The 13,818-nt window shown below is 40.8% G+C and carries 9 protein-coding genes and 1 riboswitch; of the genes, 7 read left to right on the top strand and 2 right to left on the bottom strand.

Annotated elements, in window-relative coordinates:
- The first annotated feature begins 393 nt into the window (after positions 1-393).
- The 3 genes from Q4534_RS21630 to Q4534_RS21620 all read left to right on the top strand — a co-directional run bounded on the left by Q4534_RS21630 (position 394) and on the right by Q4534_RS21620 (position 5,997).
- Positions 394-789, top strand: a complete 396-nt coding sequence (locus tag Q4534_RS21630) for an endonuclease domain-containing protein (protein ID WP_303615241.1) — start codon at positions 394-396, stop codon at positions 787-789.
- A 1,188-nt stretch (positions 790-1,977) separates the two neighbouring features.
- Positions 1,978-5,352, top strand: a complete 3,375-nt coding sequence (gene ileS / locus Q4534_RS21625; RefSeq protein ID WP_303615240.1) for an isoleucine--tRNA ligase — start codon at positions 1,978-1,980, stop codon at positions 5,350-5,352.
- Positions 5,353-5,355: 3 nt separating this feature from the next.
- On the top strand, positions 5,356-5,997 hold the full coding sequence (locus tag Q4534_RS21620; protein ID WP_303615239.1) for a lipoprotein signal peptidase: 642 nt from the start codon (positions 5,356-5,358) through the stop codon (positions 5,995-5,997).
- Between the two features lie 559 nt (positions 5,998-6,556).
- On the opposite strand, the gene Q4534_RS21615 is transcribed toward Q4534_RS21620, so the two are convergent.
- Positions 6,557-8,266, bottom strand: a complete 1,710-nt coding sequence (locus tag Q4534_RS21615; RefSeq protein WP_303615238.1) for a GMC oxidoreductase — start codon at positions 8,264-8,266, stop codon at positions 6,557-6,559.
- 16 nt (positions 8,267-8,282) lie between these two features.
- The gene (locus Q4534_RS21610) at positions 8,283-8,825 is read right to left on the bottom strand and encodes a gluconate 2-dehydrogenase subunit 3 family protein (protein ID WP_303615237.1); all 543 of its coding nucleotides are present in this window, start codon (positions 8,823-8,825) and stop codon (positions 8,283-8,285) included.
- A 149-nt stretch (positions 8,826-8,974) separates the two neighbouring features.
- Here Q4534_RS21610 and Q4534_RS21605 point away from each other — a divergent pair, with 149 nt between their 5' ends.
- The 4 genes from Q4534_RS21605 to Q4534_RS21590 all read left to right on the top strand — a co-directional run bounded on the left by Q4534_RS21605 (position 8,975) and on the right by Q4534_RS21590 (position 13,639).
- The gene (locus tag Q4534_RS21605; protein ID WP_303615236.1) at positions 8,975-11,227 is read left to right on the top strand and encodes a TonB-dependent receptor domain-containing protein; all 2,253 of its coding nucleotides are present in this window, start codon (positions 8,975-8,977) and stop codon (positions 11,225-11,227) included.
- Positions 11,228-11,250: 23 nt separating this feature from the next.
- The gene (locus Q4534_RS21600) at positions 11,251-11,856 is read left to right on the top strand and encodes a nitroreductase (protein WP_303615235.1); all 606 of its coding nucleotides are present in this window, start codon (positions 11,251-11,253) and stop codon (positions 11,854-11,856) included.
- A gap of 2 nt (positions 11,857-11,858) precedes the next feature.
- Entirely contained in the window at positions 11,859-12,473 is a 615-nt protein-coding gene (gldD, locus tag Q4534_RS21595; RefSeq protein WP_303615234.1) for a gliding motility lipoprotein GldD, read from the top strand.
- A 98-nt stretch (positions 12,474-12,571) separates the two neighbouring features.
- The gene (locus Q4534_RS21590; protein WP_303615233.1) at positions 12,572-13,639 is read left to right on the top strand and encodes an acyl-CoA desaturase; all 1,068 of its coding nucleotides are present in this window, start codon (positions 12,572-12,574) and stop codon (positions 13,637-13,639) included.
- 49 nt (positions 13,640-13,688) lie between these two features.
- Positions 13,689-13,785: riboswitch (TPP riboswitch) on the top strand.
- Positions 13,786-13,818: the final 33 nt, after the last annotated feature.

Raw genomic sequence — 13,818 nt, 5'->3', positions numbered from 1 at the left:
TCGTAAATACCTGAGCAACTAAAATCCCCCTTTTCATCAAAGGGGGACAAAGGGGGATTTTTTCGTAAACATCCTGACTCGTCCTAAAATTAATTTGCCGATTATTGTTTAAATACTGATATAGGTTAACAATTCCGTAATAATCCCCCTAACCCCCTTGAAGGGGGATTTGCGGCAAAAGATATTTTATCGCTGAATTATTGAAATTATAAAGGGCTGAAGACATGTAAGATCAGGTATGCGCTCGTAAGCCTTGAAAGCACAAAATCCCCCTTTTCTTCAAAGGGGGATAAAGGGGGATTTTTGACTTGCTTATTATGAGAAAAATAGTCTAAAGTCAATTTTAATAGGAGGTGTTTCAAATACTTCGCCAAATTTTTTTTAAATTTTAGTATGTATTATGTGCCATACAAAAGAAATTTAAAAGAATATTCTCGGATATTAAGAAATCACTCAACCTTATCTGAAGTTTTGCTATGGCAAAAGCTAAAGGCAAGACAATTTAGAAGCTATGCATTCAATAGGCAAAAGCCTTTAGGGAATTTTATTGTCGATTTTTATTGTAAAAAACTACAATTGGTCATCGAAATTGATGGGGACAGCCATTATTATGCTGAATCTGTTGTTAAAGATCGGAGAAGACAATTGATACTGGAGAAAATGAACCTTTCTTTTTTGAGGTTTTCGGACAAAGAGGTCAAGAAATCTATGCCATTTGTCCTTCAGGAAATTGGAGCGTTTATAGATGATTATGAACTTAAAAATCACATGCCTAAAACTGGTTTTTAGCTATGAAACGTTCAAATATTAGGTTTAGATTGTTTGCCTTTACCGTAATAATCCCCCTAGCCCCCTTGAAGGGGGATTTGCGGCAAAAGGTATTTTATCGCTGAATTGGCATCATTGAAATGAGCTGACTTAATTTTAAGCCAATAACGTACTCGTAAATACCTGAGCAACTAAACTCCCCCTTTTCATCAAAGGGGGAGAAGAGCCTGTCCCGACAGCATCGGCAGGGAGTTTATCGTAAACATTTTAAAATATAAGCTTGAGATAGCATGACATTCCTGACTCGTCCTAAAATTAATTTGCCGATTATTATTTAAATATTGGTATAGGTTTACAATCCCGCATAAATCCCCCTAACCCCCTTGAAGGGGGATTTGCGGCAAAAGGTATTTTATCGCTGAATTATTGAAATTATAAAGGGCTGAAGAAATGTAAGATCAGGTATACGCTCGTAAGCCTTGAAAGCACAAAATCCCCCTTTTCATCAAAGGGGGACAAAGGGGGATTTTATCGTAAACATATTAAAATATAAGCTTGAGATAGCATGACATTCCTGACTCGTCCTAAAATTGATTTACCGATTATTATTTAAATACTGGTATAGGTTTACAATCCCGTAATAATCCCCCTAACCCCCTTGAAGGGGGATTTGCGGCAAAAGATATTTTATCGCTGAATTATTGAAATTATAAAGGGCTGAAGACATGTAAGATCAGGTATGCGCTCGTAAGCCTTGAAAGCACAAAATCCCCCTTTTCTTCAAAGGGGGACAAAGGGGGGGGGTTCGTAAACATATTAAAAAAATAGCTTGAGAATATTACTTTTCGACACTGTCAAGACTAGCACTGCTCCCTCTACCGGCGGCTGAGCGGAGTCGAAGCCATAGGAATAGGTGCTCGTTTTACTTACTCCTTTGGATTCGTTTAACTTCTCCAAAAAACTACGGTATAATTCAATAATTTATAGGGCTATTTAGCCAGCTCAAAAGCAATTACTTGAGCATAGACCCTATTTAAAACTGCTAAATTGATGTTTCTCTTAGTCTCAGTAGGCCAAGTGCATAGATTTTCTTCAATTGCCATACATATACCCCTGTTTTCTATTAACTTTACGGCTTCGTTTTGGACAGATTACAAATGTCCTAAAAAATAAGGCGCATCAAGACACAGATAATATTTTCTAATTACAGTGAAGAAATATCAGGAGTTTAAACAGGTAGATTACCCCAAAATAGGGGAGGACGTATTGGCTTTTTGGAAAAACAATGCCGTTTTTGAAAAATCCATTAGCAATAGGGAGGGTGCACCTTCCTATACCTTTTATGAAGGCCCGCCTTCAGCCAATGGAACCCCGGGGATTCACCATGTAATGGCAAGGGCTATTAAAGATGTCTTTTGCCGCTATAAAACACTAAAAGGATTTCAAGTAAAAAGAAAGGGAGGTTGGGATACCCACGGCTTGCCTGTAGAGTTACAGGTAGAAAAGGAGTTGGGAATCACCAAAGAAGATATTGGTAAAAAAATCTCCGTAGAAGAATACAATCAAAAATGTAGGGAGACCGTCATGCGTTACAAGCATGAATGGGACAACCTGACCGAACAGATAGGTTATTGGGTAGACCTAGATGACCCTTACATTACTTTTGATGTAAAGTATGTAGAGAGTCTTTGGCATTTGCTTAAAAAGCTCTATGAAAAGGACTTGATTTACAAAGGTTATACCATACAGCCCTATTCACCGGCTGCAGGTACAGGCCTGAGTTCGCATGAACTTAACCAGCCGGGTAGTTATCGAGATGTAAAAGACACTTCCATCACAGCCCAGTTTAAGGTTAAAGGAGAGGAGGATCTATATATATTGGCATGGACCACCACACCTTGGACCCTGCCTTCCAATTCAGCTCTTGCCATCGGTGAGAAGTTGGATTATGTAAAGGTCAAAACATTTAACCCTTACACCTTCGCCCCTCAAACGGTACTATTGGCCAAGGCCAGGATGTCTGCTTATTTTAACCCCAAAGGTGCTGAAGCAGATCTGTCTGCGTACAAGCCGGGAGACAAGGTCATTCCTTACCAAGTAGTGGAGGAAATAAAAGGCAAGGATTTGATAGGAATGAAGTACGAACAATTGTTCCCTATCGATGCTTTGGCACTTCCCGAACCGGCTTTTACCGTGATTTCCGCAGATTATGTAACCACTGAAGATGGTACAGGAATCGTGCATTTGGCCAAAGCTTTTGGTGCGGATGATTTTAGAACGCTCGTGCAGCAGGATGTTCCTGGAATATTCCTGAAAGATGAGAAGGGGATGGAAATCCCTATTGTGGATAAAAAAGGAAAGTTCCTTCCAGTGGTGGGCGAGTATTTATTGTCCAAAATGGAGGAACATTCCATTCAGGTTCATAAGACCTTTACTGCGGATGACTTTTACGTAAAAAATTATACCCACGATGATGAAAATGACAAAGCATACAAAAGTACGGATGTCATCATTTCCATCATTTTAAAAAATGAAAACAAGGCATTTAAAGTAGAAAAGTACGAGCACAGCTACCCACATTGCTGGCGTACGGATATGCCTATCTTGTATTATCCGCTTGAAAGTTGGTTTATCAAAACCACTGCCTATAAAGACAAGCTAGTAGCCTTTAATAAAACCATCAATTGGAAGCCTGAATCTACCGGAACAGGTAGGTTTGGCAATTGGCTGGAGAACCTTGTGGACTGGAACCTTAGTCGCTCTAGATTTTGGGGAACACCTTTGCCTATCTGGAGAAATAAGGAGGGCACCCAAACCAGGTGTATAGGTTCAGTAGCTGAACTGGAAGCAGCCATAGAAGAATCGATAGCTAAAGGATATATGAAAGAATCTCCCTACAAAGGCAAAGAGGTGGATCTTCACAGGCCTTTTGTAGATGATATCGTATTGGTAGCAGAAAACGGAGACAAAATGTTCCGCGAACCTGATCTTATCGATGTATGGTTTGATTCCGGGGCCATGCCTTATGCCCAGTGGCATTATCCCTTTGAAAATGAAGAGATCTTCAAAGCCAATTATCCTGCAGATTTTATCGCAGAAGGTGTTGACCAAACAAGGGGGTGGTTCTTTACCCTGCATACGCTGGCGGTAATGTTATTTGATAGCGTAGCTTTCAAGAATGTAATCGCTAACGGCCTGGTGCTGGACAAAAATGGCAACAAAATGTCCAAACGTCTGGGCAACGCTGTGGATCCTTTCAAAACCCTTAAGGAATTTGGACCGGATGCCTTGCGTTGGTACATGTTGAGCAATGCCAACCCTTGGGACAACCTTAAATTCAACAAAGAAGGCGTAGTGGAAGTGCAAAGAAGATTCTTTGGAACCCTTCAAAACACTTATAATTTCTTTGCGCTGTATGCCAATTTGGATGCCTTTGCTTACGATGCAGCCAATGTAATCCCTGTGAATGAACGGCCCGAACTGGATCGATGGATCCTTTCCAAGTTGCAGTCATTGATCAAGGAAACAGAAACGGCCTACGAAAATTATGACATAACGCCTGCCTCCAGGGCCATCATGAATTTTACTGTGGATCAACTGTCCAACTGGTATGTGCGTTTGGCAAGAAAACGATTTTGGAGAGGCGACATGAATGCAGACAAGCAGGCTGCCTATGAGACCTTGTATGAATGCTTGGAAGTGATTGCCGGATTGATGTCCCCTGTGGCACCTTTTTATTCGGATTGGTTGTACCAGAATCTTACTTCAAGCTTGGAAAACAAAACTTTGTCTGTGCATTTGACAGATTGGAAGCCTTCCAATGAGGCCTTGATCAACCTGTCCTTGGAAAACAGCATGCAGTTGGCCCAAGACATCTCATCTTTGGTGCATTCCTTAAGGAAAAAGGAAAGATTAAAGGTAAGACAGCCGCTTCAGAAAGTACTTATCCCTGTTTTAAATGCAGAGACCAAAGGCTTGATTGAGCATGTAGAGGACCTAATAAAATCAGAAGTCAATATAAAATCAATTGAATACATAGATGATACTTCTGACATTTTGGTAAAAAGTGTCAAGCCCAATTTCGCCCTTTTGGGTAAGCGTTTTGGTCCTAAAATGAAGGCTGTCAACCAGCTCATTCAGCAATGGGGCAAAGAAGAAATCGCTCAAATCGAGAAGGAAGGACAGGTAGAAATCAGCATTGATGGAGAAGCTGCCACACTTAAACTGGAAGAAGTATTGATCCAGTCACAGGATATCCCTGGTTGGTCTGTAGCTACAGACAATGGCATCACGGTGGCCTTGGATGTTACCCTAAGCACCGAATTGAAGGAAGAAGGCATTGCCAGGGATTTTGTTAACAGGATCCAAAATTTCCGTAAGGACATGGGACTGGAAGTTCAGGACAAAATCCGTATCCACATTGCGCCACTTAATGCAACGGTGGACAAGGCCTTGCTTAATTTCTCCGACTATATCAAAACTGAAACACAAGCATTGGGGTTAACCCTTGATGGAGACAGTAATAATTCTACCGTTTTGGACATGGATGAGTTTGAACTCGCCGTTAAAGTAGAGAAAGTATAATATATGAAATATTGGAAATATTTTGGCATCACCTTATTGGTGATTGTGATTGACCAAGCAGTGAAGATGATGGTCCACTACGGAATGGATTTTGGCACAGCAGGACAGATCAAAGTTTTTGGAGATTGGTTCAAGCTCCATTATACCACCAACCCGGGAATGGCATTTGGCATGCAATTGGGTTCCGAATATGGTAAACTATTACTGACCAGCTTTCGATTGGTGGCCATGTTTGGGATTGGTTATTATTTGTATTCCCTAATTACTAAAAAAGCGCACCCGGGATACATTATATGTATTGCCATGATACTCGGAGGAGCAGTGGGTAATCTTATTGACAGCATCTTTTACGGTGTTTGGCTTGGGAACGCTCCTTTTGATGCTGCCACCCCATGGTTTCATGGACAAGTTGTGGACATGTTTTACATTGACATCTGGGAAGGTTTTGTACCTGAATGGATCCCAATATTTGGCGGAGGCTATACTGCCCTATGGCCAATCTTTAATATAGCAGATGCTTCCATTTTTGTAGGTGTAGGTATCATCCTAATTTTCCAGAAGCGTTTCTTTGATGAAGAAAATGAGGAACATGGAGAAAAAGAAGAAGAGGACCATATCCAAAAGCAATTTATTGACGAAAAGTAAAGATTTATCGGATAGTTAAAAAGTAAAAAAAGGCGGTAAATGTTCTAAAGGAACTTTACCGCTTTTCTGTTTTAATTTGTCATGAGTACTGAACTTTCAGTTTCTTTATTCCTTTAGAGGGATTTATCTCTAATTGATTTTTGTCCTGACTTTATCTTATTTACCATCAAATAAGCGAATGCTCCTCCTAGCGCTGCAGCAATAAGTAAAATAACTATCCAAACGATGTTCATGGCTTTAGGGTTTTATTTGTTATAAGTTATTAAATAGCTGATACATTGTCAATTATAAAGCTGAAAAATAGTTTCGGGAGCAAACCTATTCCACAAAAGGCCTGAAAGGCTGAAACAAATTAGCAATGGGTGTAGCCCATGGTAAGAATGAATTTGGATAATGATTTTGGCGGTATTGTTGCCAGTTTTTAGCAATAACGCTGACAAAATCTCAAGTCTTTATAATCAATCGACCTCCTGAAGCCCAACGCCAACCCCAAAAAAAGGCCGGAAAATATTTCCGGCCTGTCTGATTGATCTTTTGGGTCTTCCTATTTTATTTTGATTTAACTTTTACCCCTTGTCTTCACTGCATGGTCTACTGCTCTTGCCGTAATGGCCATATAGGTTAGGGAAGGGTTTTGGGTACTGGTGGAGGTCATGCAGGCACCATCCGTGACATATACATTAGGGCAGGCATGCACTTGATTCCATTTGTTGAGTACCGATGTTTTTGGGTCTTTGCCCATTCGGGCTCCTCCCATTTCGTGGATGTCAAGGCCGGGCGCACGTTTGTCATCCCTAGTGCGGATATTGGTAAAACCTGCTGCTTCAAACATTTCCGACATTTGCTCTAAATAATCCTTGATCATGGCCTCATCATTGTCGTCATAATCCATGGCGATTTTCAATTGTGGTATACCCCATTCATCCTTAAGTTCGGAGTCTAGGCTTACCTGGCTTTCTTCTTTTGGAATGGTTTCCCCCATCATGTGGGAACCCATGCGCCAAGGACCATACTCCGGTGCTTTTGCCATGGATTTTTCCAGTTCATCGCCTATACCTGAATAGTCGCTGTGCGTGCTTCTTCCTGAGCTAAAGCCCGCTGCATAGCCTCTTAAGAAGTCTGTTTCTTGTTTATGTAGGTTCCTGAACCTGGGGAAATAACCTGAAGTAGGTCTTCTTCCTTCAGTCGTGTATTCCTTCAATCCATCGTATTCTGCAGAGATGCCTGCACGATAATTATGGAAGGCAACATATTTACCCAGCACCCCACTGTCATTGCCAAGACCATTGGGAAAGCGGCTGGAAGTAGAATTCAGCAAAATTAAATTGGTATTCAAAGCACTGGCATTGACAAAAATGACTTCTGCATAGAACTCTTTCATTTCTTTGGTTTGGGCATCGATCACCCTTACTCCTGTGGCCTTTCCTTTTTCATCATCATAAATGATAGAGTGTACCACTGCATGGTGATGCATGGTAAGGTTGCCTGTTTTGGCAGCCCATGGAAGGGTGGAGGAATTGCTACTGAAATATCCGCCAAATGGACAACCACGCTGGCAAAGGGTCCTGTTTTGGCAAAGGGTTCTACCCTGCTTGGCATAGAATTCTTGGTTGCCGGTGATATGGGCACAGCGTGCCACAACAATCTCCCTTTCAGGGTAATTGTTTTTCAGGAACTCCTTAAAATATTTTTCTCCGGCAGTTAGTTCAAAGGGAGGTAAAAACTCCCCATCCGGCAAATTGGGCTTTCCGTCTTTGTTACCGGATACACCAATGAATTTTTCTACATGGCTGTACCAAGGTGCCAGGTCTTTGTAGCGTATGGGCCAGTCTACTGCAAATCCATCTCTTGCGGGGCCTTCAAAATCAAAATCGCTCCAACGTTGTACCTGTCTGGCCCAAAGCAGAGATTTTCCTCCGGTTTGGTAGCCACGAATCCAGTCAAATGGCTTTTCTTGAACATAAGGATGTTCGGTATCTTTAACGAAAAAATGCTGTGTATCTTCTTTATAGGCGTAGCACCTGCTCACAACCGGGTTTTCCTCTTTCACATTTTGGAGTATTCCTCCCCTGTGCTCAAGTTCCCAAGGCATGCTGTTGGTGGTGGGATAATCTTTGACATGCTTTACTTCCCGGCCTCTTTCAAGTACCAGGGTATTCAATCCTTTCTCACAAAATTCTTTGGCAGCCCATCCTCCACTTATTCCGGAGCCGATGACGATGGCATCATAGCTGTTTTCTTTTTTGCTTTTTATATTCAAATTGGCCATTGGGTCCTATCTAAGTTTATGCGTTTTCAATTAATTTACTACCATAAAAACGTGCGGGAACCAGTTCGTATGGCTTTATCTCTGTCATAAAATATTCAGAATTAAGATATCCCTGCAAGGCAAAACGTTTGGTGGTATTCAAGAATTGGCGGGTATGGCCGGCTTCACTGTCGTTCTCTCCTTCCAATGCCATTCCTTTTATTATGGCTTCTTCGGCTTCATTTTGGTCCATTTTAGAAAATGCCTTACCAAAGGTTTTCTTTGAAAAATCATCCCAGCCTTTAAGCCCTTTTACAAAACCATTTTGTTGATCGGCGTTCAGACAATCGTTACTCATAAGCAGAACAAAGTCCGGAATCATCAATTCTTCGGCTTTTTTAAGTGTGGTGCCTGGAAAAATGGTATTGGTCACTTGGCTTAGCAAAGCATGATCGCTTTGGGTAACTTTTAGGTTTTGATAGGCTTGCAAAATCGATTCCTCACTGAAGTTGCAGGCAGGCATCATGACCGCCCCTCCGGTAAGAATTGCTAATTGCTTCATAGCGGATCTTCTATCCATAATATTTTTTGGGTAAAATGAAAATACTCGAACAAGTTATTAAATTTTTGATTAACAGTCCAAGGTTTTTTTCATTGGTGTTACTTTCCCTTAAAAATGGTTTAATTTTACGCTTGAAACTTAACCACCACTATTATAAAAAACAAAAAATGAAATTAACATTACAACTATTATTAATATTGCTCCTTCCGATGGGGCTTTTGGCGCAGACGAATATTAAGGTTTTGGATGCTGATTCTCAAGAACCTGTGTCTTTTGTTACGGTAAAGGTAGACACCCGAAAAGCGGTAACTGCCAATGAGCAGGGAGAGTTGACAGTAGACTTGACTGAGCCTTCTAATTTGCTGTTCTCACATATTGCCTTTGTTGATCAAGTAATTTTGGTGCCGGCTTCAGGTGAAGTAACGGTATACTTGGAAAGAGGAGAAAATGCTTTGACAGAAGTATTGGTCAGCTCCTTTGATTCTGAAAGGCCATTGTTGGAACAGGCTGCAGGAATCGCCAGGGTTGCAGAATCGGATTTATATCGATTTAATGAAACCTCCTTGGTTCAGGCTTTCAACACAAAGCCCGGAATACGTATAGAGGAAAGGGCACCGGCCAGTTACCGGGTTTCTATCCGAGGTAGTTCTTTGCGTGCTCCATTTGGGGTAAGAAATGTGAAGGTTTACTGGAATGGCATGCCTTTTACCGCGGCAGACGGTACCACGCCATTGAACATGCTTGACTTATCCAATATTCAAAATACAGAAATAATCAAAGGTCCGGCCGGCAGTATTTATGGTGCAGGAAACGGAGGGGTAATTAGCTTTACCAGTAAGGAAAGTATAGACCAAAATAGGATTAGCGCGGATCTTTCTGTAGGTGATTTTGGACTGGTTCGGTATCGCTTAGGGGTTGATCAAAAATTGGAAAATGGTGGGGTATCTGTGGCCTATGCCAGCCAAAAATCGGATGGGTACAGAGACCATACGGCCATGGACAGAGAGGTCGTGCAAGTAACCGGTTACTATCAGCCTTCAAAGAAACAGAAGCTTACCACACAAATCCTTTATTCCGACCTTTTCTATGAGTTGCCGGGAGCTTTGACAGCCGATCAGGTGGCAGAAAATCCACAACAGGCAAGACCAGGATCTGCAGAACAAAATGCTTCGATCAAACAAAAATCCATGTATGGTACCTTGTCACATGACTACAGGTTTAACCATAATCTGGACAACAAAACCTCACTATATATCAATACCACCGATTTTGAGAATCCTTTTAACCTGGATTACAAAAAAGAAACGCAGTTTAGCTATGGTGGTAGAACCAGTTTTACCTATGATGACATCTGGGCCAATATTCCGGTTAGACTTATAGGAGGTGGGGAATACCAGTTTTCCAAGACCTCTGCTCTGAATTTCGGAAACAATGGAGGACAGATTGATACCGTTCGTTTTGGAGATGAATTGCTTACCACCACTGCTTTCCTATTTCAGCAGCTAGAAGCAGAGCTTACCGATAACTTGCTTATGACAGTAGGTTTAAGTGAGAACTTTTCCAGCTTTGATATCGCCAGAAATATAGATGCGATCAACGGCGTACCCTCCAATGCCAAACGTACATTTGATCCTGTAGTTGTACCTAGGGTAGCATTGTCGGCAAAAATTAACGCCAATTCAGCTTTACATGCTAGCATTAGCTCCGGTTTTTCTCCACCAACCATAGATGAGGTAAGAACCAATGAGGGATCCATCAATTTGGATCTGGAAGCTGAAAAAGGAGTGAATTATGAACTGGGTTACCGTTCCAGCTTTAATAAAGGAAGGGTAAATGTGGATGGCTCGGTTTTCTATTTTAAACTGGATGAAACCATCACCACCTTCGTGAATGAGCAAGGCGTAGTACTTTTCAGGAATGCCGGAGCGACCAATCAGAAGGGGTTAGAGTTGATGGTAGATTATGCTTTGATAAGGAAACAATTGGGATTTGTGCAGGAAGCTAAAATTACCCATTCATTTACAGGTCACTATTTTGAGTTTGTAGATTTCGTAAAAGGAGACAATGATTATAGTGGAAATGACCTTACAGGTGTGGCTCCACATACCTTGTCCAATCAATTGGATATCAAGACCAAACCCGGGTTTTACTTGAACTTTACCCATCAGTTTGTGGATGATATTCCATTGAATGATGCCAATACAGTATTTCAGGAAGCATACCACTTGATGAATTCAAGGGTAGGCTGGAGAGGAGATGTAGGTAATGCCCTTGATCTCGAGTTGTATTTTGGGGTACAGAATTTAACCAATGCGAGCTATAGCCTGGGCAATGATCTTAATCCATATGGCGGAAGGTATTTCCAACCGGCAGCGACAAGAAACTTTTATGGTGGAATTAAGGTTGGACTAAGATATTAACAATCTCAAAAAAGCAATTATTTATGAACAACAGGCCTGTATTCAATATAGAAGAAGTCAATAAAATTATACGCAATAGGAGGTCTCAATTTGTGGCCCAATTTAAGGAAAATGACCCTATTGATGATGGGATTATTGAGGAGCTATTGGAGAATGCCAACTGGGCACCTACACATAAGCTTACAGAACCTTGGCGCTTTGTAGTTTTTTCGGGTGAAGGCTTAAAAAAATTAGCTGATTATCAATCGAACTTATACAAAGAGCGTAGTAAAAAGACAGGCGTTTTTAAAGAAGCTGTTTACAATAAGCTGAAAGAAAACCCTTTAAAGGCTTCTCATGTAATTGCCATTGGCATGAAGAGAGACCTGCGGGCAAACCTTCCTGAAATGGAGGAGATTTCTTCCGTAGCTATGGCTGTTCAGAACATGTACTTAACTGCTAGTGCTAGAGGCTTAGCCGGCTATTGGAGCACAGGTGCTCCTACATTCTGGCCGGAGGCAAAGGGCTTTTTTGGCTTGGGAGAAGAAGACATGTTGATGGGTTTTTTCTTTGTAGCCAAGCCTTCCTCTGATGGTTGGCCCGAAGGAAAGAGAAGCCCTATATCTGATAAAGTGACTTGGATAAAATAATAATGGTTTTTTTAAAAAAACTGTATCAAAATCCTGCTTTGGCCCTTTGTTGGTTGGCCTTGCTGGTGATGGGAGCATGTAGTGAAGACTATCTTCCCAAACCTACGGGTTATAACCGCATTGATTTGCCGGAGCGGGATTTTGTTTCATTAAATAAAAATTTACCTTATAATTTTGAACATTCTGCTTATGCGCAGATTGAACGAGATTCCTTTAACCTTGATGAAGAGACCTGGACGAATGTACATTATGCAGGACTAGATGCCCGAGTTCACCTTACCTATAAGGAAATCAATGGTGATGAGGATTTGCTCAAAACTTATCTGAATGATGCCATGAGTTTGACCTTCAAGCATCAGGTCAAAGCTTATGGAATAGATGAAGCTGTTTTATTGACGCCCAAAGGCTATAGCGGCTTTGTTTCTGAATTAAGTGGGGAAGTGCCTACCCAGTTTCAATTTTTTGTTACTGATTCTACACAACATTTTTTACGGGGAGCGTTATACTTTCAGACAGCAGTTAAAAATGACTCACTGGCACCCATAATTGAATACATCAAAGTTGATATGATGCATTTGATGAATACACTTTCATTTGAAAATGTCAGATTAAAGTAGTATATTTAGAAGTATATTTGTACCCTACCACCGGCTACTTTTTATATTTACTAGCGCCTAGTAACCTTTCCAATTTTATTAAACATTTATTTACATTTATGGCTACGCCTAAATTTTCTAGACCAAAAATAACCTTCCACCAAGATTTGAAACAAAGGGTTGGAGAGTATTTTAAATCTCAAAACATTGCCCGATCTGGGAACATTGACCTTTTCATAAAGGCAGGCATCATGGTTGTGTCTTTTCTTTTGCTTTACGTTCATTTGGTGTTTTTCACACCACATTGGATTTTAGGCCTAATAGAGTGCTTAATATTGGGTGCCTTGACTGCTTTCATTGGTTTTAATGTAATGCATGATGGTGCTCATGGAAGCTTTAGCGATAAGCCATGGGTCAATTCTTTAGCAGGAATGTCCATTAATTTTCTAGGTGCTAATGTTTTCATGTGGAAAACCAAACACAATGTGGTTCATCATTCTTATACCAATGTGGATGGGGTTGATGATGACTTGAATGCAAGGCCATTTTTACGCCTTTCTCCAAGTCAAAAGAAATTCAAAATCCACAAGTTTCAGCATTACTATTTCATTTTAACTTATTCCCTGTTGTACCTTTATTGGGTGTTTTTCACAGATTATAAAAAATATGTGACTAGAAAAGTCGGAGTAGTGCCAATTCAGAAAATGAAATTATCTGACCATATCAGTTTTTGGGGTTTTAAGGCCTTGCATTTGCTGCTGTTTATTGCCATTCCGGTATACATGATGGGTTGGGTGCCATGGTTAATAGGCTTTTTGGTGTACAGCCTTTTTGCAGGATTATTGTTGACCTTGGTTTTCCAATTGGCTCATAGCCTTGAGGAAACGGCCTTTCCTGTGCCTGAGCCGGTATCTAATTGCTTGGAAGACGAATGGATGATTCATCAAATTAGAACCACTGCTAATTTTGCTACGGGTTATAAATTATTGACTTGGTTTTTGGGTGGCTTGAATTACCAAATTGAGCACCATTTGTTCCCCAAAGTATCGCATATTCATTATCCGGCCCTAAGTAAAATCATTAAGGAAACCTGTAAAGATTACAATATCCAATACCTTGAACATCAAAAATTAAGGTGGGCTTTTAGGTCTCATTTTCGTCATTTGAAAATTTTGGGTACTGCATAATCTAAAATTGGAAGTTTGATATTTTAAATAATACCTGCTACATTTGTGGCAAGATCATTAGGGGTGCCTTAATATTTCGGGCTGAGATCATACCCATATCACCTGATCCGGATAATGCCGGCGCAGGGAAATGAAAAATAGCTAATCGTACGTAATGCTATTGGGTAAACAAGAAAAGG

The sequence above is a fragment of the Cyclobacterium sp. 1_MG-2023 genome (genome assembly GCF_030546805.1).
Taxonomy (GTDB): domain Bacteria; phylum Bacteroidota; class Bacteroidia; order Cytophagales; family Cyclobacteriaceae; genus Cyclobacterium.
The sequence above is the reverse complement of the archived record's forward strand: the minus strand, read 5'-3'. Positions and strand labels throughout refer to the sequence as shown.

Excerpts from the sequence above, each read along its gene's own strand:
- Q4534_RS21590 (WP_303615233.1), top strand. The coding sequence starts at position 12,572 with ATGGCTACGCCTAAATTTTCTAGACCAAAAATAACCTTCCACCAAGAT.
- Q4534_RS21600 (WP_303615235.1), top strand. The coding sequence starts at position 11,251 with ATGAACAACAGGCCTGTATTCAATATAGAAGAAGTCAATAAAATTATA.
- Q4534_RS21605 (WP_303615236.1), top strand. The coding sequence starts at position 8,975 with ATGAAATTAACATTACAACTATTATTAATATTGCTCCTTCCGATGGGG.
- Q4534_RS21630 (WP_303615241.1), top strand. The coding sequence starts at position 394 with ATGTATTATGTGCCATACAAAAGAAATTTAAAAGAATATTCTCGGATA.
- gldD (WP_303615234.1), top strand. The coding sequence starts at position 11,859 with ATGGTTTTTTTAAAAAAACTGTATCAAAATCCTGCTTTGGCCCTTTGT.
- Q4534_RS21615 (WP_303615238.1), bottom strand. The coding sequence starts at position 8,266 with ATGGCCAATTTGAATATAAAAAGCAAAAAAGAAAACAGCTATGATGCC.
- Q4534_RS21620 (WP_303615239.1), top strand. The coding sequence starts at position 5,356 with ATGAAATATTGGAAATATTTTGGCATCACCTTATTGGTGATTGTGATT.
- Q4534_RS21610 (WP_303615237.1), bottom strand. The coding sequence starts at position 8,825 with ATGGATAGAAGATCCGCTATGAAGCAATTAGCAATTCTTACCGGAGGG.